General features: G+C 59.6%; 30 protein-coding genes. 6 read left to right on the top strand and 24 right to left on the bottom strand.

Annotated elements, in window-relative coordinates; genetic code table 11:
- Positions 1 to 24 precede the first annotated feature (24 nt).
- The 5 genes from MPZ60_RS01645 to MPZ60_RS01625 are packed head-to-tail and all read right to left on the bottom strand — an operon-like array spanning position 25 to position 2,723.
- On the bottom strand, positions 25 to 564 hold the full coding sequence (locus MPZ60_RS01645; RefSeq protein WP_003065404.1) for a F0F1 ATP synthase subunit delta: 540 nt from the start codon (positions 562 to 564) through the stop codon (positions 25 to 27).
- Positions 565 to 576: 12 nt separating this feature from the next.
- Complete coding sequence (locus MPZ60_RS01640; protein ID WP_003065405.1) at positions 577 to 1,047, bottom strand: F0F1 ATP synthase subunit B; 471 nt, start codon at positions 1,045 to 1,047, stop codon at positions 577 to 579.
- A gap of 35 nt (positions 1,048 to 1,082) precedes the next feature.
- Positions 1,083 to 1,334, bottom strand: a complete 252-nt coding sequence (gene atpE, locus MPZ60_RS01635) for a F0F1 ATP synthase subunit C (protein ID WP_003059376.1) — start codon at positions 1,332 to 1,334, stop codon at positions 1,083 to 1,085.
- A gap of 46 nt (positions 1,335 to 1,380) precedes the next feature.
- Positions 1,381 to 2,244, bottom strand: coding sequence for a F0F1 ATP synthase subunit A (atpB, locus tag MPZ60_RS01630; RefSeq protein ID WP_003065408.1), 864 nt, complete (start codon positions 2,242 to 2,244; stop codon positions 1,381 to 1,383).
- Between the two features lie 14 nt (positions 2,245 to 2,258).
- On the bottom strand, positions 2,259 to 2,723 hold the full coding sequence (locus tag MPZ60_RS01625) for an ATP synthase subunit I (protein ID WP_003065409.1): 465 nt from the start codon (positions 2,721 to 2,723) through the stop codon (positions 2,259 to 2,261).
- A gap of 378 nt (positions 2,724 to 3,101) precedes the next feature.
- Between MPZ60_RS01625 and MPZ60_RS01620 the strand changes: the two genes are divergently transcribed.
- Genes MPZ60_RS01620 through lipA form a run of 3 tightly spaced genes read left to right on the top strand, consistent with a single transcriptional unit; the run spans position 3,102 to position 5,144 of the window.
- On the top strand, positions 3,102 to 3,419 hold the full coding sequence (locus MPZ60_RS01620; protein ID WP_003065410.1) for a YbeD family protein: 318 nt from the start codon (positions 3,102 to 3,104) through the stop codon (positions 3,417 to 3,419).
- Between the two features lie 41 nt (positions 3,420 to 3,460).
- The gene (lipB, locus tag MPZ60_RS01615; RefSeq protein ID WP_034359058.1) at positions 3,461 to 4,153 is read left to right on the top strand and encodes a lipoyl(octanoyl) transferase LipB; all 693 of its coding nucleotides are present in this window, start codon (positions 3,461 to 3,463) and stop codon (positions 4,151 to 4,153) included.
- Between the two features lie 10 nt (positions 4,154 to 4,163).
- Positions 4,164 to 5,144: a lipoyl synthase gene (gene lipA, locus MPZ60_RS01610; RefSeq protein WP_003059385.1), complete on the top strand. Its 981-nt coding sequence runs from the start codon at positions 4,164 to 4,166 to the stop codon at positions 5,142 to 5,144.
- Between the two features lie 490 nt (positions 5,145 to 5,634).
- Here the strand turns inward: lipA and MPZ60_RS01605 are convergent, their stop codons facing one another.
- The 5 genes from MPZ60_RS01605 to MPZ60_RS01585 all read right to left on the bottom strand — a co-directional run bounded on the left by MPZ60_RS01605 (position 5,635) and on the right by MPZ60_RS01585 (position 10,061).
- Positions 5,635 to 6,684 carry a YwqG family protein gene (locus MPZ60_RS01605; protein ID WP_034359056.1) on the bottom strand — a complete coding sequence of 350 codons (1,050 nt, stop codon included), beginning with the start codon at positions 6,682 to 6,684 and terminating at the stop codon, positions 5,635 to 5,637.
- Positions 6,685 to 6,726: 42 nt separating this feature from the next.
- On the bottom strand, positions 6,727 to 8,502 hold the full coding sequence (gene ptsP, locus MPZ60_RS01600) for a phosphoenolpyruvate--protein phosphotransferase (RefSeq protein WP_034359054.1): 1,776 nt from the start codon (positions 8,500 to 8,502) through the stop codon (positions 6,727 to 6,729).
- 205 nt (positions 8,503 to 8,707) lie between these two features.
- Positions 8,708 to 8,977, bottom strand: coding sequence for an HPr family phosphocarrier protein (locus MPZ60_RS01595; protein ID WP_034359051.1), 270 nt, complete (start codon positions 8,975 to 8,977; stop codon positions 8,708 to 8,710).
- Positions 8,946 to 9,401 carry a PTS sugar transporter subunit IIA gene (locus MPZ60_RS01590; protein ID WP_034359049.1) on the bottom strand — a complete coding sequence of 152 codons (456 nt, stop codon included), beginning with the start codon at positions 9,399 to 9,401 and terminating at the stop codon, positions 8,946 to 8,948. The genes MPZ60_RS01595 and MPZ60_RS01590 overlap by 32 nt, the downstream gene beginning before the upstream one ends.
- Before the next feature lie 96 nt (positions 9,402 to 9,497).
- Positions 9,498 to 10,061 carry a hypothetical protein gene (locus MPZ60_RS01585; protein WP_034359047.1) on the bottom strand — a complete coding sequence of 188 codons (564 nt, stop codon included), beginning with the start codon at positions 10,059 to 10,061 and terminating at the stop codon, positions 9,498 to 9,500.
- 151 nt (positions 10,062 to 10,212) lie between these two features.
- On the opposite strand from MPZ60_RS01585, the gene MPZ60_RS01580 reads away from it, so the two are divergent.
- The gene (locus MPZ60_RS01580; RefSeq protein WP_242881950.1) at positions 10,213 to 10,725 is read left to right on the top strand and encodes a TlpA disulfide reductase family protein; all 513 of its coding nucleotides are present in this window, start codon (positions 10,213 to 10,215) and stop codon (positions 10,723 to 10,725) included.
- A 199-nt stretch (positions 10,726 to 10,924) separates the two neighbouring features.
- Here the strand turns inward: MPZ60_RS01580 and MPZ60_RS01575 are convergent, their stop codons facing one another.
- The gene (locus MPZ60_RS01575; RefSeq protein ID WP_034359043.1) at positions 10,925 to 11,371 is read right to left on the bottom strand and encodes a cytochrome c; all 447 of its coding nucleotides are present in this window, start codon (positions 11,369 to 11,371) and stop codon (positions 10,925 to 10,927) included.
- 120 nt (positions 11,372 to 11,491) lie between these two features.
- Here MPZ60_RS01575 and MPZ60_RS01570 point away from each other — a divergent pair, with 120 nt between their 5' ends.
- Positions 11,492 to 12,226, top strand: a complete 735-nt coding sequence (locus tag MPZ60_RS01570; RefSeq protein ID WP_080745943.1) for a cytochrome b/b6 domain-containing protein — start codon at positions 11,492 to 11,494, stop codon at positions 12,224 to 12,226.
- An 83-nt stretch (positions 12,227 to 12,309) separates the two neighbouring features.
- Positions 12,310 to 12,798, top strand: coding sequence for a GNAT family N-acetyltransferase (locus MPZ60_RS01565; protein ID WP_034359042.1), 489 nt, complete (start codon positions 12,310 to 12,312; stop codon positions 12,796 to 12,798).
- A gap of 113 nt (positions 12,799 to 12,911) precedes the next feature.
- Here MPZ60_RS01565 and MPZ60_RS01560 read toward each other — a convergent pair whose 3' ends face one another.
- The 13 genes from MPZ60_RS01560 to tuf all read right to left on the bottom strand — a co-directional run bounded on the left by MPZ60_RS01560 (position 12,912) and on the right by tuf (position 20,119).
- Positions 12,912 to 13,418, bottom strand: coding sequence for a peroxiredoxin (locus tag MPZ60_RS01560; RefSeq protein ID WP_034359041.1), 507 nt, complete (start codon positions 13,416 to 13,418; stop codon positions 12,912 to 12,914).
- Positions 13,419 to 13,534: 116 nt separating this feature from the next.
- Positions 13,535 to 13,804, bottom strand: coding sequence for a 30S ribosomal protein S17 (gene rpsQ, locus MPZ60_RS01555; protein WP_003059401.1), 270 nt, complete (start codon positions 13,802 to 13,804; stop codon positions 13,535 to 13,537).
- Between the two features lie 9 nt (positions 13,805 to 13,813).
- The gene (gene rpmC, locus MPZ60_RS01550) at positions 13,814 to 14,011 is read right to left on the bottom strand and encodes a 50S ribosomal protein L29 (protein WP_003059403.1); all 198 of its coding nucleotides are present in this window, start codon (positions 14,009 to 14,011) and stop codon (positions 13,814 to 13,816) included.
- Between the two features lie 10 nt (positions 14,012 to 14,021).
- Positions 14,022 to 14,438, bottom strand: coding sequence for a 50S ribosomal protein L16 (gene rplP, locus MPZ60_RS01545; RefSeq protein WP_003059405.1), 417 nt, complete (start codon positions 14,436 to 14,438; stop codon positions 14,022 to 14,024).
- A 2-nt stretch (positions 14,439 to 14,440) separates the two neighbouring features.
- Entirely contained in the window at positions 14,441 to 15,310 is an 870-nt protein-coding gene (rpsC, locus tag MPZ60_RS01540; RefSeq protein ID WP_003059406.1) for a 30S ribosomal protein S3, read from the bottom strand.
- A 16-nt stretch (positions 15,311 to 15,326) separates the two neighbouring features.
- Positions 15,327 to 15,659, bottom strand: a complete 333-nt coding sequence (rplV, locus tag MPZ60_RS01535) for a 50S ribosomal protein L22 (protein WP_003059408.1) — start codon at positions 15,657 to 15,659, stop codon at positions 15,327 to 15,329.
- A gap of 10 nt (positions 15,660 to 15,669) precedes the next feature.
- A complete protein-coding gene (gene rpsS / locus MPZ60_RS01530; RefSeq protein ID WP_003059413.1) occupies positions 15,670 to 15,945 on the bottom strand; it encodes a 30S ribosomal protein S19 in 276 nt (91 codons plus the stop codon).
- Positions 15,946 to 15,955: 10 nt separating this feature from the next.
- Positions 15,956 to 16,780 (bottom strand): 50S ribosomal protein L2, encoded by an 825-nt coding sequence (rplB, locus tag MPZ60_RS01525; protein WP_003059414.1) that lies wholly within the window; start codon positions 16,778 to 16,780, stop codon positions 15,956 to 15,958.
- A 2-nt stretch (positions 16,781 to 16,782) separates the two neighbouring features.
- The gene (rplW, locus tag MPZ60_RS01520) at positions 16,783 to 17,097 is read right to left on the bottom strand and encodes a 50S ribosomal protein L23 (protein WP_003059415.1); all 315 of its coding nucleotides are present in this window, start codon (positions 17,095 to 17,097) and stop codon (positions 16,783 to 16,785) included.
- Positions 17,094 to 17,717, bottom strand: a complete 624-nt coding sequence (gene rplD / locus MPZ60_RS01515; RefSeq protein WP_003065421.1) for a 50S ribosomal protein L4 — start codon at positions 17,715 to 17,717, stop codon at positions 17,094 to 17,096. Before rplD ends, rplW begins: the two co-directional genes overlap by 4 nt.
- Complete coding sequence (gene rplC, locus MPZ60_RS01510) at positions 17,717 to 18,391, bottom strand: 50S ribosomal protein L3 (RefSeq protein ID WP_003059417.1); 675 nt, start codon at positions 18,389 to 18,391, stop codon at positions 17,717 to 17,719. Before rplC ends, rplD begins: the two co-directional genes overlap by 1 nt.
- A gap of 200 nt (positions 18,392 to 18,591) precedes the next feature.
- Positions 18,592 to 18,903 (bottom strand): 30S ribosomal protein S10, encoded by a 312-nt coding sequence (rpsJ, locus tag MPZ60_RS01505; RefSeq protein WP_003059431.1) that lies wholly within the window; start codon positions 18,901 to 18,903, stop codon positions 18,592 to 18,594.
- A 25-nt stretch (positions 18,904 to 18,928) separates the two neighbouring features.
- Complete coding sequence (tuf, locus tag MPZ60_RS01500) at positions 18,929 to 20,119, bottom strand: elongation factor Tu (RefSeq protein ID WP_012836789.1); 1,191 nt, start codon at positions 20,117 to 20,119, stop codon at positions 18,929 to 18,931.
- Between the last annotated feature and the right edge of the window lie 126 nt (positions 20,120 to 20,245).

The raw sequence follows: 20,245 nt of genomic DNA, 5'->3' as shown, positions 1-20,245 counted from the left end.
GTGTTAGCCGAGACCTCAAGCGCATTACGCGGTGAGGGCCGCTTTCATTTGTTCCAGACGGGCCTTGACGGAGGTGTCCAGCACCTCGTCGCCCACCACGACGCGAACGCCACCGATCAGCGATTCATCGAGCTTCACGGTGAGATTCAGCTTGCGGCCAAAGCGCTTTTCCAGCGTGGCGCCAAGCTCGGCCAGCGCTGCATCCTCAATCGGGAAAGCGCTGTACACCACGGCATCCGAAGAGCCGCTCTTGCTGTTCACGAGGCTGCGGAACTGGGCTGCCACTTCAGGCAGCACGTCCAGACGGCCGTTTTCGAGGACCACACGCAGGAAGTTGCGTGCGGACTCGGGCAATGCCGACTTGGCCACACCCGTGATGAGATCGAACACTTGCGCGTCGCTCACGTTCGGGTTGTCGGCCAGTTGGCGCAATTGCGGATTGGCGGCAATCGCCGCCAATTCCTCCACCCAAGCGACAGTGCTGTTCAAGTCTGCAGCCTTGTCGGCGCAGGCTTTGAACAATGCTTCGGCGTAAGGGCGGGCAATGGTGGCGAGTTCTGCCATTTTTTGCTTTCCTTACAGCTCTGTCTTCAGGCGGTTCAGCAGATCAGCGTGGATACCGGCATTGACTTCCTTCTTCAGGATCTGCTCGGCACCCTTGACGGCCAGCGCTGCCACTTGCTCACGCAGGGCTTCACGGGCAGCAATGGCTTGCTGGTCAGCTTCAGCGCGGGCAGCAGCAACAATCTTGTTGCCTTCTTCTGTCGCGCGGGCCTTGGCTTCTTCAATGATGGCCTGGGCGCGGCGTTCGGCGTCCGCAAGCCGCGAAGCTGTTTCGTTGCGCGTCTGGGCCAATTCCTGTTCGACACGCTTGTTGACAGCGGTCAGTTCGGTCTTGGCCTTGTCGGCAGCAGCGAGGCCATCGGCGATTTTCTGGGCTCGCTCATCCAGTGCCTTCGCAATCGGGGGCCACACGAGTTTCATCGTGAACAGCACCAGGATCAGGAAAACAATGGCCTGAACGAACAGGGTCGCGTTGATACTCACGGCAACACCTTTCTATTTAGGGCGTTGATCGGAGCTTAGGCCACCAGTTGGAAGGGGTTGGCGAAAGCGAACAGCAGGGCGATAGCAACACCGATCAGGAAGGCGGCGTCGATCAGACCAGCCAAGATGAACATCTTGGTTTGCAGTTCGTTGATCAGCTCAGGCTGACGTGCCGAAGATTCCAGGAACTTGCCACCCATCAGGGCGATACCGATCGAAGCGCCGATAGCGCCCAGACCAACAATCAGACCACAAGCCAGAGCGACGAGACCGAGAACGTTTTCCATGATGACTCCTAGGGATTAAAGGAAAGAAAGGTTGAAGAGGGAAAGGTCAGTGAGCTTCATGTGCCTGGCCGAGGTAAATCAGCGTCAGCATCATGAAAATGAAGGCCTGCAGGGTAATCACCAGGATGTGGAAGATTGCCCAGATAGAGCCTGCAATGATGTGCCCCACGGGGAGCAACACACCAGAGAGCGACATAGCCGCCGCACCACCCATCAGGGCAATCAGCATGAACACCAACTCACCAGCGTACATGTTGCCGAACAGTCGCATGCCATGCGACACGGTCTTGGCAACGTATTCAATCACCTGCATCAGCAGGTTCACCACGCCCAGGATCAGGGCGAAGACGGGATTCTTGGAAGTGCCGAACGGTGCAGTCACCAGTTCATGCGCCCAGCCGCCCATGCCCTTGATCTTGACGCTGTAGAACAGGCACAGGACCAGCACGGCGAAGGACAGGCCCAGCGTGGTGGACAGGTCGGCGGTGGGCACGACACGCAGATAGGCGTGTTCGTCGGCGGTAGCGCCTTGCCACAGATAGGGCAGCAGATCCACGGGCAGCATGTCCATGGCGTTCATCAGGAAGATCCAGACGAAGACGGTCAGTGCCAGAGGAGCGATGAATTTGCGCGATTGGGCGTTGTGGATATTGGCCTTGGCCTGGTTGTCCACCATCTCGACCAGGATTTCCACGGCGGCCTGGAAGCGGCCGGGCACGCCAGAAGTCGCCTTGCGGGCAGCCAGCCAGAGCACGAAGATGCCGAGCAGACCCAGAACGCCAGCCACCACGATCGAGTCGTAGTTGATGACTGAGAAATCAATGACGGACTTCTGCTTGATGTTTTGCAGGTGTTGCAAGTGGTGAACGATGTATTCACTTGCAGTTGGGGCGTGCGCATCAGCGGCCATCGTCAACTCTCTTCTTAAGCTTCAGTTTTTCGGACACTGGATCGCACCAGCAGTGCAACCCAATACGTTTTCATCACAACAATCAAACCGGCCAGCAACGCCAGCCAACTGAGATCGGGAACCAACTTTGGCGCAGCCGCCAGCATCGCGATGCACAGCACCAGCTTCACCAGTTCCCAACCGAAAATCCCCGCCATGGCCGCCCCGGCACCTCCCGGCCGTTGACGAACCACACCTCTTGCAAACAGCGCTGCTGGCAACACGACCGCCAGCGCTCCATACGCCGCCGACCAGCCTGCGGCTGCTCGCCCCGTCATCAACCACGACAGCAAAGCCACGATAACGCCGACCAGCGTCTGAACGATGACGATGCGCCAGACAGAAACCTGCGGAAAGCGCGAACGCCATGCAGAGGCTTCTTGTGCAGTCAGGGGCTTGAAGTCTTCGACTTCGTCCTCATCCTGAAAATCAGCGGGCATGTTTGTCATGTTTTCTTTCACACCGCTGACCAGGCAAGACTTTTTTACAAAGCCTCTGATTATAAGTAAAAACCCCCGTCGTTAGATAGGGGTTGATACTGTCATGCGCAAAACGTCTTTGACAAGACCTGAGGGTTGTCGCTGAGTGACAACATCTGCCACCCTCAGCTTTGGTGCGGCGCGAGTGTGCCCTAATTGAAATACCTGATTACCCTGAATTGTCTGCCGCCTACCAGGGGCTTTGCCGGTTGGCGGGCCTCGCCAAGCCATGGATTAGGCCCACGCGCGCAGGGCTGCCCGGCGTGGCGCACAATCTTTCTTACTCATTGACCGGCTGTTTCACCAACGGCAATTTTTCATTCCAGCCAAGGACTCTTCATGAGCGACACGCCCAACCCATCTGCCGCCAACGAGAACGGCCAGCAAGAAGACCCGCGCAAGGATTCGCTGATCGAGTATCCGAGCCAGTTCCCCATCAAGGTGATGGGCGTCAAGAATGAGCATCTGGTGCATGAAATCACCAAGATCGCCGAAAAATTCGACCCCAGCTTTGACGCCAGCACGGTGGAGCTGCGCCCCAGCTCTGGCGGCAACTACCTGGGCGTGACCATCACCATCACGGCCACCAGCCGCGAGCAGCTGGACGATACCTACCGCGCACTGACCTCTCACCCCCTGGTGAAGGTCGTGCTGTGAGCCATAACCCGATTGCTTCCGCCTTGCAGCCCCCCGAAGCCATGGACCTGCGCTTTCTGGGCCGCACCGGCTATGAAGCAACCGTGGTCGCGATGCAGGAGTTCACGCGCACACGCAACTCGGCTACACGTGACGAAGTATGGGTATGCGAGCACTCACCCCACTTCACCCAGGGGCTGGCCGGCAAAATTGAAAATGTTCTGAACCCCGGCGATATTCCCGTGGTGGCAACCAATCGCGGCGGCCAGGTGACCTATCACGGCCCCGGTCAGGTGGTGGCCTATCCGCTGCTGGATCTGCAACGCATGGGCTACTTCGTCAAAGAGTATGTGTATCGGCTGGAAGATGCGGTGATCCGCACGCTGGATCATTTCGGCGTCACCGGCCACCGCGTGGCAGGCGCCCCCGGCATCTATGTGCGCCTGGACGATCCGCGCAGCCATGCCATGCTGGAGCAGCGTCCGCAACATCGCGAACCGGGCAGCCCGGCGCCCGAGCCGCATTTCGAGGGCCTGGGCAAGATTGCCGCCCTGGGTATCAAGGTCAGCCGCCACAGCACCTACCACGGAGTGGCCCTCAATGTCGATATGGATTTGGAACCTTATTTGCGAATCAACCCTTGCGGATACGCAGGGCTGAGAACGGTGGACCTTTCTACAATCGGCGTACAGACAACCTGGGACGAGGCCGCATCCGTGCTGGGCCGCCAGCTGAAGGCGCGTCTCTCACCCTGAAGGCAAGATCATGAGCACCAATGAAGTCGTGCGCGAAGCGCAGTCCGCCGAAAACTACAACCCGCTGGCCAAGCAGAAGGCTGCCGCCAAGCTGGCACGCATCCCCGTGAAGGTGGAGCAGGCCGAAGTCCTCAAAAAGCCGGAATGGATCCGCGTCAAGGCCGGCAGCCCCAGCACGCGCTTTTACGAAATCAAGGACATTCTGCGCAAGAACAATCTGCACACGGTCTGCGAGGAAGCCAGCTGCCCGAATATCGGCGAATGCTTCGGCAAGGGCACAGCCACCTTCATGATCATGGGCGACAAGTGCACGCGCCGCTGCCCCTTCTGCGACGTGGGCCATGGCCGCCCCGATCCGCTGGACGTGAACGAGCCGCTGAATCTGGCGCGCACCATTGCCGCGCTGCGCCTGAAGTACGTGGTGATCACCAGCGTGGACCGCGACGACCTGCGCGACGGCGGCTCGGGCCACTTCGTGGAATGCATCAAGAACATCCGCGAGCTCTCGCCCGAGACGCAGATCGAGATCCTGGTGCCCGACTTCCGCGGCCGTGACGACCGCGCGCTGGAAATCCTCAAGTCGGCCCCCCCCGATGTGATGAACCACAATCTGGAAACCGCGCCGCGCCTGTACAAGGAAGCGCGCCCCGGCTCCGACTATCAGTTCAGCCTGAACCTGCTCAAGAAGTTCAAGGAACTGCACCCCGATGTCCCGACCAAGAGCGGCATCATGGTGGGCCTGGGCGAGACGGACGAGGAAATCCTGCAGGTGATGCGCGATATGCGTGCCCACAACATCGACATGCTGACCATCGGCCAGTATCTGGCGCCCACCAACAGCCACCTGCCCGTGCGCCGTTATGTGCACCCCGACACCTTCAAGATGTTCGAGCAAGAGGCCTACAAGATGGGCTTCACCCACGCCGCCGTCGGCGCCATGGTGCGCTCCAGCTACCACGCCGACCAGCAGGCACATGCCGCAGGCGTCTGAGCACCGAAGAAAGTACTCACCCACAAGCAGCCCGAGGGCTGCTTTTTTCATGGCCGCACGCGACGAGCAGTGCTGCACGCTCCAGGATTTGCCAAAAAAATAAAGCTCCTGAATAAGGAGCTTGTTGCGCTTTTCTAGTAAAGCTTACGTAGTCAATTCATAGCAGGATCGTTACAGACCATGCGCCAAGAGCTATGAAATTTGATAACCCACTGTTTGCATCGAAAAAACGCCTGGCTAACCGGCAAACCGCTGGCTGGCAAAAACGACTGCAGGCTGAACAGGCCCGACGAGTCGCCCCACGATGAAACTGAGCCATGCAGCACTTGATACCCCACCAGAGTCCTGTGCTGCAAGCTGGGATGGATAGTAACATCAAATGAGAATCAATATCAATTAATTTTCATTTCCCACAAAAAGAAATCTCCAAACACCTGTTTCGCAGCCATTTCGCAACCGTTGACACCTGCAGCCACGGCGCAGGCGGGTTTCAGCAACACTGCAGCACCAACCGCGCCCGGTCAAAGCGACGTGCGCGCAGATCGTCTCGGCGCATCCACAGATAGAGCTGGCCTTCATCGCCCCAGCCCATGCCGCCTTTTTCATCGCAGCCTATCTGCAGCAGCAAAAGCCACTGCGTTGCGGTATCGCGAACGGCCCGCGTGGCCTCGTCCGCGTAGGCATCGCCATTACCGCAGTAATGCCCCGCAGCCACCAGCGCGCATTCGGTCTGCATATCCCCCTGGACGGGTGTGGGCCAGCCACCGATGCGATGGCAGCCGCTATCCTCTCCACCGCTGCTGGCAGCGTTTTGTGCGTCATCGAACCACCATTCGACAAAGCGGTCACGCTGCTCTTCGTCAAGCTCCAGGCCCTGCGAACCCCACTCGGCGCTCTCCAGGGGCAAGGCCGTGACGCAGGCATGCAGTTCGCAGGCCATAGGAGCGAGCTGGCAGTGATCGGGCAGCTCTAGCAGCGCCGGCGGTTGCGGGCGCCGCTCGAGCTCGGCATCGCCCTCGGAGAAGATCAGCTTCAGCGCACAGGCATCGGCAGGATCGAAACCCCAGGGCTGCTCCATCAGGTCGTAGAAGACGGACAGCAGTCCAGACTCGGGGAAATCCGCATCCAGAGTCCCGGCGGAGCGAGCTTCGGCGAAGTTGATCTGCGCCACAAAGCTCAGCGGAAAAGTGCTTTCAAGCCTTGCGACGTGCTGCAAGGCCTCTTTGCGAAATAGCTGGACTTGCTCCGGCCTGGCCCATCGCCAACGGCTGTCGGGAGCAAGGCTGTCTTCGCGATGGGGCTTCACCCGCTGCTCATGGTCCGGATAGCGTCCTCGCTCGGGCCAGGCCACACCGGCTGGCAGGTCGGGACAGCCGCCAAGTTTGGTGCTGCCGGACGCAATCTCCGCTTCATCCTTCACCGCAGTGGTCTGCAGCCACACGGCCGGCCTGGCTTGCGCAGCCAGTTGCTGCGCAAGCGCTGCCTCTTCCAGCACCGGCTCGAGCGCACGGGCGATTTCCTGCGAATGTGCGTAATTCATCCATCCCTTTTCTGCCGGCCTCGAGGTCGTTCCCTGGGTTCTTCAGGGCGCCAGCATCTGCGCCGGGCATTCGCTGCCCAGCACCTCGGTGGCCCAGGGAGCAAGCTTGCTGGAGTCCGCACGCAGCACCTCCTGCTTGACGGCCAGAATCTGCGCGGGGTGCATGGAAAAGCTGCGCAGCCCCAGGCCCAAAAGCAGCCGGGTCATGCTCAGATCACCGGCCATTTCGCCGCAAACGCTGACTTCCTTGCCTGCGGCATTGGCCGCTGCGATGACCTCCGCCACCAGGCGCAACACCGCCGGATGCATGGGGTCGTAGAGATGGGCCACGGTTTCGTCGGCACGGTCGATGGCCAGCGTGTACTGGATCAGGTCGTTGGTGCCTATGGACAGAAAGTCGAAATATTGGAGAAAGCTGCGCACCGTCAGGGCGGCCGCCGGAATCTCGATCATGGCGCCCAGCTTGACCGGGCCGTAGGCGACGCCGCGCACATCGAGCTCATGCTGCGCCTGGCGCAACTGGGCCAGGGTCTGCTCGATCTCGCTGCGATGGGCCAGCATGGGAAACAGCAGCTTGATCTGCCCGTGCGCTGCCGCGCGCAGAACGGCGCGCAGCTGGGTGCGGAACATCACGGGGTCGGCCAGACTCCAGCGTATGGCGCGCAGGCCCAGCGCAGGGTTGAGGTAGTAGTCCTTGGGCTGTGCCTTGTCCAGCGGCTTGTCGGCCCCCACGTCCAGCGTGCGGATGGTGACCGGCATGCCTTGCATGCCGTCTATGGCCTCGCGATAGGCACGGTACTGCTCTTCCTCGCCGGGCAGATTGCCGCTGCGCCCCATGAACAGAAACTCGGTACGGAACAGCCCCACCCCGACTGCGCCAGCCCGCACGGCCGCCGCCCCGTCGCTGGGCTGCTCGATATTGGCCAGCAACTCCACCTTCTGCCCATCCATGGTGAGGGACGGCGTGTAGCGCAGACGGGTCAGGCGCTCGCGCTCCAGTTCGGTCTGGCGCTGGCGAAAGCTGTACTCCGCCAGGATGATGGGTGTGGGGTCCACGATGACCACGCCCTCGTTGCCGTCGATGATGACCCAGTCATCCTGGCGAATCAGCTGGCTTGCGGCCCGCGCGCCAACCACGGCCGGAATGTCCATGCTGCGTGCGACGATGGCCGTGTGGCTGGTCTTGCCGCCCACGGCCGTGATGAAGCCCGCAAAGACCTTGCTCTTGAACTGCAGCATGTCCGCTGGCGACAGGTCTTGTGCCACCAGCACCAGCGGGGTTTCCGTGGTGACGTCGAGAGGCAGCTGCTGTCCATCGGTTGCAGGTGCAGCGCCCGTCGGAGACAACGGTGGAGCAACCTGCGCAAGCGGACTGGCCGCGCCCTTCATGTGGCGCAGAATGCGCTCCACTACCTGCTCCAGATCGGCCTTGCGCTCGCGCAGGTACTCGTCGTCCATCTCGTCGAACTGGCGCGAGACGATTTCCAGCTGCGTGGTCAGCGCCCATTCGGCGTTATACAGACGCTCCGAGATCCAGTTGCGGATGGCCTCGGCCAGTGCCTGGTCCTGCAGCAGCATCAGATGCACATCGAGCAGCGCATCAAGCTCGCCGGGCGCGTCCTTGGGCATTTCCTCCTGAAGCCGGCGCAGCTCATCAATCACCGCATTGCGTGCCGTGCGGGCACGCTGGATCTCCGACTCCACCTGATCGGGCCGGATGAAGTAGTGCACCACCTCCATGCGACTGGAGGCCACAACGACCGCGCGCCCGATGGCAACCCCCCGTGAGACGGCCAGGCCGTGGATGGCAAATGTCATGGCGAATGCCCTTTCGCGAATTTCGCGATTGCTTTTTGCTTGCTTCTTGCTCTTGTTTTTGCAGCAGTCAGCGCCAACTATCGCTGCACTACAGCATCAAAACCGCTCTACTTCATTAACAGCAAGACCCTGCCTGCTATCAAAAGAGCTAACCGTCCAACTGCCACCTGCACGCGGTCAAGCCGCGGCACAGGCGAGGCAGCCTTTACTGGCCTTCGCCAAACTTGTCATTGATCAGGGCCACCAGCGCATCCGTGGCTTCCTGCTCCTGTGCGCCATCGGTTTCCAGCTCCAGCTCGGAGCCTATGCCCGCCGCCAGCATCATCACGCCCATGATGCTCTTGGCATTGACGCGGCGCTCGCCCTTGGTCAGCCAGACCTCGCAGGGGAAGCTGCCGGCGAGCTTGGTGAGCTTGGCCGATGCACGGGCATGCAGGCCCAATTTATTGCTGATGGTGATATTGGTCTTGATCATTGGAAGGTCGTGCGCTTTGATTTTGTCGGGAACTGCCGGCCACCTGCATCACCCCCTGGCTGCCGCCCACCATGGCCCGCGAAACCAGGGCATCCAGCGGCTCATGCCGATAGCCTATGGAGCGCAAAAGCATGGGCAAGTTCACGCCCGCCACCAGCCTGGCCTGCAACAGGCCCGTGAGACGCTGGGCCACATTGCATGGGGTGGCGCCAAACAGATCGGTCAGCACCAGGGTCGGTGCATCCAGACCGCCATGCGCCACCAGCATGGCCAGGGCGCGCTCCAGCGTGGCCTCGGGCGCCTCTTCGGAAGGCACGTCCAGGGCCAGCAAGTCGTCAGCGCTATCGGCAAACACATGCAGGGCGCATTCGCGCAATGCAGCGGCCAGAGGAGCGTGAGTGAGCAAAAGAATGCGCGTGGTCATGTAGTCACAGTTCTTGAAAGCAAATTATGGCCTGTTGCCGCCATCAACAAGGGCAATGAGGTGGATGAAGCACAAAGCTCATGATCTGGATGGGACTTATTGCAATTGCAGACCCGAAAAAAACATCTCGGCCTCGGCAGACCTGAGCTTGTCGGCATAGATCACTGCGTGATAGACCCTGGCGCCACTGCCCTCCAGGCGAGCAAACCACAGACCATGCCCCACCACTTTCTGCCCCCGGGGACCGAGCCCCTCGAAGGTCATGCGCAGGGACTGCGGCAGATTCAACGTGCCCTTGGGCACCCACAGGCCATCGCCCCTGGCATCGAGCCTTGCGGCAGCACCGTCTGCCGACTTCAGCTGCGCCAGCACTGCCTGCTGCCAGAACGTCAGTGCCTCGGCAGCACGTGCAGGCTCGGCCACGGCGAAATGCGACACCGCATAGGTCGCGCCCTGGGCCTCGCAGCCCACGACCGACAGTTGTACCTGACCCAGCCCCAGCTCTATCGGCCGGGTGGCTGTCTGCACATCGCAGGGCAAGAGTGCTTGCAGCGGCGCATCCTTGAGCTGGGTGGTGCGCCAGTTCAGCGCCGGGCTGCAGGCGACCAGCAGCGCGCAGCTGACCAGTAGCGTCGCAGCCCAGAGTCCGGTTTTCTTCATGGCCCATTATCGGCAGCGGCACGGGCCCGACCTGTCACACAAGCCTAGGGTTGACCCGTGGGTCAAGCAGTAAGAACTGAACTTTTAGCGGGTTTGACACACCAACCCACAGATCAGCAAGGTGCTGAAGATTTGTGCACAATCAAACTCTATGGCAAGCAAACATTGGATCGCAGGCATTGTGGCGGCCGCCGTCATCGGCGTCGGGGCCTGGGTGTATTCGGGTGCAGGGCAGACCGCGGCGCCGCAATCCACCTTTGTGCTGCTGGACGGCAGCCAGAAAACCACGGCCGACCTCAAGGGCAAGGTGACGCTGGTGAACTTCTGGGCCACCAGCTGCACCACCTGCGTGGCAGAGATGCCCGAGATCATCAGCACCTACCAGAAGTACCAGGGCAAGGGCTTTGACACCCTGGCCGTGGCCATGAGCTACGACCCGCCCAGCTATGTCGTGAACTTTGTCGAATCGCGCAAGCTGCCCTTCCAGGTCGCGCTGGACAACACCGGCAGCGTGGCCAAGGCCTGGGGCGATGTGCAACTCACACCCACCACCTTCATCGTCAACAAGCGCGGCGAGATCGTGAAAAGCTATATCGGCGCGCCTGACTTTGAGCAACTGCACAAGCTGATCGAGAAGCTGCTGGCACAACCAGCTGCAGCTTGATTAAAAGCCATAGCTTACAGCGCTTGATAGCAGGTCATTTCAACATCAAAAGCGCCTAAAACACAGAAATAGCAAGCGACAGCAGCTCACAAAAAAAACCGACCAATGGTCGGTTTTTTCATGCCTGGAGCATCGAGCAAGGGTCGCTCCGCAGCGAAGATGCTGTCCCCTGGGGGAAGCCGCGCAGCGGCTCAGGGGGCTACTTATTCCGGAAGCTGTCGTGGCAGCTCTTGCAACTATTGGCGGCCGGGCCGAAAGCCGTCTTGAGATTGTCCAGATTACCGGTCTTGGCGGCAGCATTGAGCTTGACGACTTCTGCTTCCATCTTGCCCGACAGATCATGGAACTTGGCCTGCTCCTTCCACACCTCAGGCTTGGCCTTGCCGCCTTCGGTGCCGGCGCCGAAGCCGGCCCAGGGCAGCTTGGACATGAAGGCCACAATTTCCGCACTTTCCTGCGCGCTCTTGGCATCGAAGGGCATCTTGCCATTGGCCATGGCGCCCAGACGGCTGAAATGCGTGCCCAGCACGCTCAGGGCGCTCTGGCGGTATTTGATGGCATCTTCAGCCTTGGCGAACTGTGCCGAGGCAGGCAGGGCCACGGTGGCAACCACAGCAGCGAATGCCAGAGTGGAAAAAGCTTTCATCGGGGTATCCTTTCTTGGTTCTACAGCCTGCCGCAGGCGGCTGCCTGTCCAGTATGGCAGAGGAACATGAAAGCACGCACTGCCCCTTCCGGGCTTGGCTTTCGACGCCATGCAGGCACAATGCCGGTGTCGATTCGCGATGAACAAGCCATGACAAACCCTATTCGACCTGCCGCAGCAGGGCCACACAAGGTACGCATCTGGGATCTGCCCACCCGGCTGTTTCACTGGCTGCTGGCAATCTGCATCGTGGCCCTGGTGGTCACCGCCAAGATGGGCGGCAATGCCATGAACTGGCATCTGCTGCTGGGACAGGTCGTGCTGGCCTTGCTGATCTTTCGCATTCTCTGGGGCCTGGTCGGCGGGTACTGGTCGCGCTTTGGCAGCTTCATCCCTTCTGCGGCGGCCATGAGGCGTTATCTCAGTGGCGCGTCGACCACGCAGGACCGCGCAGGCCACAACCCGCTGGGCTCACTGTCGGTCATCGCGATGCTAATCGTTCTGATAGCGCAGATAGCAAGCGGGCTGATGAGCGATGATGAAATTGCCTTCAGCGGACCGTTGACGCGTTTTGTGTCCGGCGAGCTGATCTCCAAGGCCACCGACTACCACGCCCACTGGGGCCAGTACCTGATTTACGCACTGGTCGCACTGCATCTGCTGGCCCTCATCGGCTACAGCCTCAAGGGCGACAAACTGGTCCCGGCCATGGTCACGGGCGACAAATTGCTGGAGGAACCCGTTGCTGCGAGCCGCGACACCGCCAGCACCCGGGTTCTGGCCGCACTGCTGGCCGTGGTGGCAAGCGCTCTCTCCTGGTGGGTCCATCAACTGGGCCAGAGCGCTGCTTTCTGAGTTCTGACGCTGCAGGCAGCTGCTTTAACCATGTAAAGCACTTGCCGCTACACTGGGCCTTCTTTCATCATTGCCTAGTTGCCGTGGACAAGCCTGCCGTGGACTTGCTGACGCCCAGCCTGGAGGAAATGGGTGCTGTGCGCCAGATCTTTCAGGAGTATGCGGACAGCCTGAACATCGACCTGGAATTTCAAGGATTCGAATCCGAACTCGCCGCCCTCCCTGGCGAATATGCTGCGCCTCGTGGACAGATTCTGCTGGCTCGCGTGGATGGCAGCATTGCGGGCTGCTGCGCACTGCGTCCTCTGGACGACTCGGACTACCCCAACGCCGCCGAGATGAAGCGCCTGTTCGTGCGCAAGGCTTTTCGTGGCTTCGGCCTGGGGCGTCAACTGGCCGAAGCAATGCTCGACATTGCCCGCCAGGCTGGCTATGACCATGTGCTGCTCGACACCCTGGACGACATGGAGTCTGCCCGCGCACTGTATGTGGACCTGGGCTTCGAGCCCATCGAACCTTACTATCACAACCCGCTTCCAGGCGCGCACTACCTCAAGGCGAATCTGTTCTGAGCCTCTGATGCGAAAAAGGCATTGCCAGTTTGGCAATGCCTTTTTTCTGTGGTGCCAAGCCGCCTTGCGGCGAGAGCGTCATTCCCGCGCCCAGCAACTCAGGGCTTCAGCCATCAAGCCTTGGCTTGAGCCAGCATGGTGCCGGCATCGCTGACTTCAAACTTGCCGGGAGCTTCCACGTTCAGGGTCGCAACCTTGCCGTCCTTGACCAGCATGGAGAAGCGGTTGGCGCGCAGGCCCAGGCCCTTGCCGTTCAGGTCCAGCGTCAGGCCGGTCGCCTTGGCGAATGCCGCATCGCCGTCGGCAATCATGCGCACCTTGCCAGCCACCTTCTGATCGCGGCCCCAGGCGCCCATCACGAAAGCATCGTTCACGGCCAGGCACCAGATTTCGTCCACGCCGGCAGCCTTGAGCTCTTCGGCCTTGGCCACATAGCCTGGCAGGTGCTTTTCGGAGCAGGTGGGCGTGAATGCGCCGGGCACGGCAAACACGGCAATAGTCTTGCCGGCCAGAGCCTCGGGCAGCTTCACGGGGTTGGGACCAAGGCTGCAGCCATTGCCTTCCACTTCCACATATTCCATCAAGGTCACTGCGGGCAGGGTATCACCAACTTTAATCATGACTATCTCCTTTGTTGCAAAGCACGGACCGCATTCTTGGCGGCCCAAATAAAAAAACGACCCACAGCATTGTGGGTCGTTTTCAAGGGCTTTGCAGCCGGCGGGCCTGGTTAGGCTTACACCAGAGCAGCCTTTTGAACCAAGCGGGTAGCAACCCAGTTCTTGGTCTTGGAGAGAGGACGGCTCTCGGTGATTTCAACCACGTCACCCAGCTTGTACTCACCTTGCTCGTCGTGAGCGTGGTACTTGCTCGACTTGATCATGATCTTGTCGTAGATGGGGTGCTTGACGCGGCGTTCCACCAGAACGGTCACAGTCTTGGCACGCTTGTCGCTGACCACCTTGCCAATCAAGGTGCGCTTGAGGGATGTTTTAGCTTCCGTCATGTCGGCTCCTTACTTGGCGGCTTGCTTTTCAGCAAGGATGGTCTTGGCACGAGCGATGTCACGGCGTGTAGCCTTGATGGTCGCAGTGTTGCCCAGTTGTTGCGTGGCCTTTTGCATGCGCAGACCGAAGTGAGCCTTTTGCAGGGACTTCACTTCAGCTTCCAGACCAGCCACGTCTTTTTGGCGGAGTTCAGCAGATTTCGTCATGTTGATCTCCTTAAGCACCAATGTGACGGGACACGAAGGTCGTGCGCAGAGGCAGCTTTGCAGCAGCCAGGCGGAACGCTTCACGGGCCAGCTCTTCAGGCACACCCACGATTTCGTAGATCACCTTGCCGGGCTGGATTTCGGCCACGTAGTACTCGGGGTTGCCCTTACCGTTACCCATACGCACTTCGGCGGGCTTGGTAGAGATGGGCTTGTCCGGGAACACGCGGATCCAGATACGACCACCACGCTTGACGTGACGGGAAATTGCACGACGTGCAGCTTCGATCTGGCGTGCGGTCAGACGACCACGGTCAGTAGACTTCAAACCGAAATCGCCGAAGGCAACGGAGTTGCCACGGGTAGCGATGCCGGTGTTGCGGCCTTTTTGTTCCTTACGGAACTTGCGGCGTGCAGGTTGCAGCATGTTTATTCTCCTTTACCGTCCGCTGCTGTAGCGGGCGCGTCGGCCTTACGAACGCGCTTAACGGAATCAGCACCAGCGCCAGCAGGCTTGTCGCTGCCATCGGCAGGAGCGGCATTGGTGCCTGCGGGACGACGGCCACCACGGCCAGCGCCATCACGGCCATCACGGCGACCGTCACGACGGGGACCACGAGGACGACGCTCGTCTTCAGGACGGGGCGTTTCCACGGCGGGCAGATCGTTGCGGCCCAGGGTGTCACCCTTGTAGACCCAGACCTTCACGCCGATGATGCCGTAAGTCGTCTTGGCTTCGGAGAAGCCGTAGTCGATGTCGGCACGCAGAGTGTGCAGAGGCACGCGGCCTTCGCGGTACCACTCGGTACGAGCGATTTCGATACCGTTCAGACGACCGGAAGACATGATCTTGATGCCTTGAGCACCCAGACGCATGGCGTTCTGCATGGCACGCTTCATGGCGCGGCGGAACATGATGCGCTTTTCCAGCTGTTGGCAGATGGAGTCAGCGATCAGCTTGGCATCGATTTCAGGCTTGCGCACTTCTTCGATGTTCACAGCCACGGGCACGCCCAGGCGAGCAGCGAGTTCCTTCTTCAGGGCTTCGATGTCTTCACCCTTCTTGCCGATCACCACGCCCGGACGAGCCGAGAAAATGGTGATGCGGGCGTTCTTGGCAGGACGCTCGATCAGAACGCGAGCCACGGCGGCGTTCTTCAGCTTGGCCTTCAGGTACTCGCGCACCTTGATGTCTTCGGCCAGCATGCCGGCGAAGTCACGGTTGCTAGCGTACCAGCGGCTTGCCCAGTTGCGGCTCACCGCCAGACGGAAGCCGGTAGGATGGATTTTCTGTCCCATATTCTTCCTTAAGGCCTCAGTTACCCACTGTCACGTAGATGTGGCAGGTAGGCTTGCTGATGCGGTTGCCGCGGCCCTTGGCGCGAGCAGTGAAACGCTTGAGCGTAGTGCCTTGCTCGACGTAGATGGTCTTGACCTTCAGTTCGTCGATATCGGCGCCGTCGTTGTGCTCAGCGTTGGCGATAGCGGATTCCAGAACCTTCTTCACGATCACGGCAGCTTTTTTCTGCGTGAACTGGAGAATGTTCAGAGCTTGATCCACCTTCTTGCCGCGGATCAGATCCGCGACCAGGCGACCCTTGTCAACAGACAGGCGGACGCCACGGAGAACAGCACGTGTTTCAGACATGTTCTATTCCTTACTTCTTGGCTTTCTTGTCCGCAGGGTGACCCTTGAAGGTACGAGTCAGCGCGAATTCACCCAGCTTGTGGCCAACCATCTGGTCAGTCACATAAACCGGCACGTGTTGCTTGCCGTTGTGCACGGCAATGGTCAGACCGATGAACTCGGGCAGGACCATGGAGCGACGCGACCAGGTCTTCACTGGCTTCTTGTCCTTGGTGGCGATGGCCTTTTCGACCTTGGCCAGCAAGTGATGGTCAACAAACGGACCCTTTTTAAGAGAACGAGTCATTTGCTACCCCTTACTTCTTACGGCGCGACACGATCATGGTCTGTGTGCGCTTGTTGTTACGGGTGCGGTAGCCCTTCGTCAGATTGCCCCATGGGTCAACTGGGTGACGGCCTTCACCGGTCTTACCTTCACCACCACCGTGCGGGTGGTCGACAGGGTTCATGACCGTACCGCGGACGGTAGGACGAATACCCATCCAACGCTTCACACCGGCCTTGCCCAGACGGCGCAGGCTGTGTTCTTCGTTGGCAACTTCACCGATGGTGGCGCGGCACTCGATGTGCACCTTGCGGACTTCGCCCGAACGCATACGCACTTGAGCGTAGATGCCTTCGCGAGCCAGCAGAGTGGCGGAGGTACCAGCCGAGCGAGCGATCTGAGCACCGGCACCGATCTTCAGTTCGATGCAGTGGATGGTCGAGCCCACGGGGATGTTGCGGATAGGCAGGGTGTTGCCCACGCGGATAGGAGCTTCGGAGCCGCTGATGATGGTAGCGCCGACTTCCAGGTTGCGAGGAGCAATGACGTAGCGACGCTCGCCGTCTGCGTAGCACACCAGAGCGATGTGGGCAGTACGGTTGGGGTCGTATTCAATGCGCTCAACCTTGGCGGGGATACCGTCCTTGTTGCGCTTGAAGTCCACCACACGGTAGTGGTGCTTGTGACCACCGCCCTTGTGGCGAGTTGTGATGTGACCGTTGTTATTACGACCGGCCTTCTGGAATTGAGCTTCCAGCAGGGGGGCAAAACCCTCACCCTTGTGCAGGTGGTCGCGAGTAACCTTCACCGCGCCGCGTTGGCCGGGGGTCGTAGGTTTGAGCTTGATAACAGCCATGATTACGCAGCCTCCCCAGACAGGTTCAGCTCTTGACCGGGCTTGAGCATCACGTATGCCTTGCGCACATTGTCGCGACGGCCCACGGTCTTGCCAAAGCGCTTGGTCTTGCCCTTGGTGTTCACCACAGACACGCCAGCCACTTCAACCTTGAACATCAATTCCACAGCGGCCTTGATTTCGGGCTTGGTAGCGTTCTGCAGCACCTTGAATGTCACAGCATTGGACTTTTCAGCAACCAGAGTGGCCTTTTCGGACACGATGGGAGCGACCAGCACTTGCATCAGACGACCTTCGTCAAACTTGGTAGTGCTCATGCGAACATCTCCTTGAGTTTGTCGATCGCACCCTTGGTGACGAGCACTTTCTTGTAGTGCACCAGCGACACGGGGTCTGCATAGCGCGGCTCAACCACGAACACGTTCTTCAGATTGCGGGATGCCAGGTACAGGTTCTCGTCGATTTCTTCAGCGATCACCATCACCGACGAAGACAGGTTCATAGCCTTGAACTTGTCTGCCAGCACCTTGGTCTTGGGGGTATCCAGCGTCAGGGATTCCACAACTGCCAGACGGCCTTCGCGGGCCAGCTGAGACAGGATGGAAGCCATGCCGGCGCGGTACATCTTCTTGTTGATCTTCTGCGAGAAGTTTTCTTCGGGCAGATTGGGGAAGATTCGACCGCCGCCACGCCACAGAGGCGAGGAGGACATACCAGCACGTGCACGGCCTGTACCCTTTTGCTTGAAAGGCTTGGCAGTGGTGTGACGCACTTGTTCACGGTCCTTCTGGGCGCGAGTGCCTTGACGTGCGTTGGCACGGTAGGCAGTCACCAGCTGGTGGACCAGATCTTCGTTGAATTCACGACCGAACACAGTCTCGGGAGCTTCCACCTTGGAAGCGGCCTGGCCTTGTTCATTCAGGAGTTCGAGCTGCATTAGTTCGCTCCTTTGGAAGCTTTAGCCTTGATCGCGGGGCGCACGGAAACGAAGCCACCCTTGGCACCAGGAATGGCACCCTTGATCAACAGCAGTTGGCGTGCTTCGTCGATACGAACCACGTCGAGGTTTTGAGTAGTGACGGTTTCGTCGCCCATGTGACCAGTCATACGCTTACCGGGGAACACGCGACCGGGGTCTTGTGCCATACCGATAGAACCGGGAACATTGTGCGAACGGCTGTTACCGTGCGAAGCGCGCTGCGAACTGAAGTTGTGGCGCTTGATCGTGCCGGCGTAACCCTTACCGATGGAGGTGCCTTGCACGTCCACCTTCTGGCCAACGCTGAACAGCTCTGCCACAGGCAGAACGGCACCAGCGGCATACTTGCCAGCGGTTTCATCAGTCACGCGGAATTCACGGGTCACTTCACCGGCTTCGACACCCGCCTTGGCGAGGTGGCCGGCTTGAGGCTTGGTCACGCGAGAAGCCTTGCGTGCACCGAAAGTGACCTGCAGGGCCACATAGCCATCGTTCTCTTGGGTTTTGACCTGAGTCACGCGGTTGTTAGAAACATCCACCACTGTGACAGGCACTGCGTCCCCATCATCAGTGAACAGACGCATCATGCCCACCTTGCGACCCAGCAACCCCAGGGAGTTGCTCAGACTCATTTGTTTGCTCCAAAACTTTTGCCGCTGAAACTGCAATTGGCCCAGCGTTGTGCTTTAGCAATCATGCCTAGCACACAAAAGAAGGTTAATAAAACTTCGCATCAAAGGCGAAGCTCCAAATTTTAACGCGAACTGCTTTTTCAAGCAAGTTCGCGTTAAACAAAGACCCTTAAAAGCCTCTTGCGAGGCTTTCAAAACTCTTATTGCAGTTTGATCTCGACGTCCACACCTGCGGGCAGGTCCAGCTTCATCAGAGCGTCAACAGTCTTGTCAGTCGGATCCACGATGTCCATCAGACGCTGGTGCGTACGGATTTCGAACTGGTCACGGCTGGTCTTGTTGACGTGAGGCGAACGCAGGATGTCGAAGCGCTTCATGCGTGTCGGCAGGGGCACGGGACCCTTGACGATGGCGCCGGTACGCTTGGCGGTATCAACGATTTCGGCTGCAGACTGGTCGATCAGCTTGTAATCGAAAGCCTTCAGACGGATGCGGATTTTTTGCTTAGACATTGTTAATTCCTAGCTTTTCTAAGAATTAGGCAATGATCGTGGCAACCACACCAGCGCCCACAGTACGACCACCTTCGCGGATAGCGAAGCGCAGACCTTCTTCCATGGCGATGGGGGAGATCAGCTTCACAGTGATCGACACGTTATCGCCAGGCATCACCATTTCCTTGCCTTCGGGCAGTTCGATGGAGCCGGTCACGTCAGTTGTACGGAAGTAGAACTGGGGACGGTAGTTGTTGAAGAAGGGAGTGTGGCGACCGCCTTCGTCCTTCGACAGCACGTAAACTTCAGCAGTGAAGTTGGTGTGGGGCTTGATGGAGCCGGGCTTGCACAGCACTTGGCCGCGTTCCACGTCTTCACGCTTGGTGCCGCGCAGCAGCAGACCCACGTTGTCGCCAGCTTGACCTTGGTCCAGCAGCTTGCGGAACATTTCCACGCCGGTGACGGTGGTCTTGACGGTGTCCTTGATACCGACGATTTCGATTTCTTCGCCGACCTTGACGATACCGCGCTCGATACGGCCGGTCACCACGGTACCACGACCGGAGATGGAGAACACGTCTTCCACGGGCATCACGAAGGCGCCGTCAACAGCACGCTCGGGAGTGGGGATGTAGGTGTCCAGAGCTTCAGCCAGCTTCAGGATGGCAGGCTCGCCCTTGTCGGACTGGTCACCTTCCAGGGCCAGCTTGGCGGAGCCGCGGATGATGGGGGTGTCGTCACCGGGGAAGTCGTACTTGGACAGCAGCTCGCGCACTTCCATTTCGACCAGTTCCAGCAGTTCTTCGTCGTCCACCATGTCGGCCTTGTTCAGGAACACGATGATGTAGGGCACGCCCACCTGACGCGACAGCAGGATGTGCTCGCGAGTCTGGGGCATGGGGCCGTCAGCAGCGGAGCAAACCAAGATAGCGCCGTCCATCTGAGCGGCACCAGTGATCATGTTCTTCACATAGTCAGCGTGGCCGGGGCAGTCCACGTGAGCGTAGTGGCGGTTGGCAGTTTCGTACTCAACGTGCGAAGTGTTGATCGTGATACCACGAGCCTTTTCTTCGGGGGCGTTGTCGATCTGCGAGTAGTCCTTGGCTTCACCGCCGAAGTGCTTGGACAGCACGGTAGCGATAGCAGCAGTCAGGGTGGTCTTGCCGTGGTCAACGTGACCGATGGTGCCCACGTTCACGTGGGGCTTGGTACGTTCGAACTTTTCTTTTGCCATGATTTCTCCGAAAGAGCAAAAACCTGTGTGATGTTTAAGGTCTGCACCTCATTGCTGACTCGCCCCGCACAGGAAACAGGACGGCATGGGATCGCAGACCGGCAAAAATCGCGGCAATCCTCAAAG

The organism is Comamonas sp. 7D-2, assembly GCF_022749555.1.
Lineage (GTDB): Bacteria > Pseudomonadota > Gammaproteobacteria > Burkholderiales > Burkholderiaceae_C > Comamonas > Comamonas thiooxydans.
The sequence above is the reverse complement of the archived record's forward strand: the minus strand, read 5'-3'. Positions and strand labels throughout refer to the sequence as shown.

Coding starts and splice junctions, on each gene's coding strand:
- MPZ60_RS01645 (WP_003065404.1), bottom strand. CDS start 564: ATGGCAGAACTCGCCACCATTGCCCGCCCTTACGCCGAAGCATTGTTC.
- atpE (WP_003059376.1), bottom strand. CDS start 1,334: ATGGAAAACGTTCTCGGTCTCGTCGCTCTGGCTTGTGGTCTGATTGTT.
- atpB (WP_003065408.1), bottom strand. CDS start 2,244: ATGGCCGCTGATGCGCACGCCCCAACTGCAAGTGAATACATCGTTCAC.
- MPZ60_RS01625 (WP_003065409.1), bottom strand. CDS start 2,723: ATGCCCGCTGATTTTCAGGATGAGGACGAAGTCGAAGACTTCAAGCCC.
- MPZ60_RS01620 (WP_003065410.1), top strand. CDS start 3,102: ATGAGCGACACGCCCAACCCATCTGCCGCCAACGAGAACGGCCAGCAA.
- lipB (WP_034359058.1), top strand. CDS start 3,461: ATGGACCTGCGCTTTCTGGGCCGCACCGGCTATGAAGCAACCGTGGTC.
- lipA (WP_003059385.1), top strand. CDS start 4,164: ATGAGCACCAATGAAGTCGTGCGCGAAGCGCAGTCCGCCGAAAACTAC.
- MPZ60_RS01605 (WP_034359056.1), bottom strand. CDS start 6,684: ATGAATTACGCACATTCGCAGGAAATCGCCCGTGCGCTCGAGCCGGTG.
- ptsP (WP_034359054.1), bottom strand. CDS start 8,502: ATGACATTTGCCATCCACGGCCTGGCCGTCTCACGGGGGGTTGCCATC.
- MPZ60_RS01595 (WP_034359051.1), bottom strand. CDS start 8,977: ATGATCAAGACCAATATCACCATCAGCAATAAATTGGGCCTGCATGCC.
- MPZ60_RS01590 (WP_034359049.1), bottom strand. CDS start 9,401: ATGACCACGCGCATTCTTTTGCTCACTCACGCTCCTCTGGCCGCTGCA.
- MPZ60_RS01585 (WP_034359047.1), bottom strand. CDS start 10,061: ATGAAGAAAACCGGACTCTGGGCTGCGACGCTACTGGTCAGCTGCGCG.
- MPZ60_RS01580 (WP_242881950.1), top strand. CDS start 10,213: ATGGCAAGCAAACATTGGATCGCAGGCATTGTGGCGGCCGCCGTCATC.
- MPZ60_RS01575 (WP_034359043.1), bottom strand. CDS start 11,371: ATGAAAGCTTTTTCCACTCTGGCATTCGCTGCTGTGGTTGCCACCGTG.
- MPZ60_RS01570 (WP_080745943.1), top strand. CDS start 11,492: ATGCCGGTGTCGATTCGCGATGAACAAGCCATGACAAACCCTATTCGA.
- MPZ60_RS01560 (WP_034359041.1), bottom strand. CDS start 13,418: ATGATTAAAGTTGGTGATACCCTGCCCGCAGTGACCTTGATGGAATAT.
- rpsQ (WP_003059401.1), bottom strand. CDS start 13,804: ATGACGGAAGCTAAAACATCCCTCAAGCGCACCTTGATTGGCAAGGTG.
- rpmC (WP_003059403.1), bottom strand. CDS start 14,011: ATGACGAAATCTGCTGAACTCCGCCAAAAAGACGTGGCTGGTCTGGAA.
- rplP (WP_003059405.1), bottom strand. CDS start 14,438: ATGCTGCAACCTGCACGCCGCAAGTTCCGTAAGGAACAAAAAGGCCGC.
- rpsC (WP_003059406.1), bottom strand. CDS start 15,310: ATGGGACAGAAAATCCATCCTACCGGCTTCCGTCTGGCGGTGAGCCGC.
- rplV (WP_003059408.1), bottom strand. CDS start 15,659: ATGTCTGAAACACGTGCTGTTCTCCGTGGCGTCCGCCTGTCTGTTGAC.
- rpsS (WP_003059413.1), bottom strand. CDS start 15,945: ATGACTCGTTCTCTTAAAAAGGGTCCGTTTGTTGACCATCACTTGCTG.
- rplB (WP_003059414.1), bottom strand. CDS start 16,780: ATGGCTGTTATCAAGCTCAAACCTACGACCCCCGGCCAACGCGGCGCG.
- rplW (WP_003059415.1), bottom strand. CDS start 17,097: ATGAGCACTACCAAGTTTGACGAAGGTCGTCTGATGCAAGTGCTGGTC.
- rplD (WP_003065421.1), bottom strand. CDS start 17,717: ATGCAGCTCGAACTCCTGAATGAACAAGGCCAGGCCGCTTCCAAGGTG.
- rplC (WP_003059417.1), bottom strand. CDS start 18,391: ATGAGTCTGAGCAACTCCCTGGGGTTGCTGGGTCGCAAGGTGGGCATG.
- rpsJ (WP_003059431.1), bottom strand. CDS start 18,903: ATGTCTAAGCAAAAAATCCGCATCCGTCTGAAGGCTTTCGATTACAAG.
- tuf (WP_012836789.1), bottom strand. CDS start 20,119: ATGGCAAAAGAAAAGTTCGAACGTACCAAGCCCCACGTGAACGTGGGC.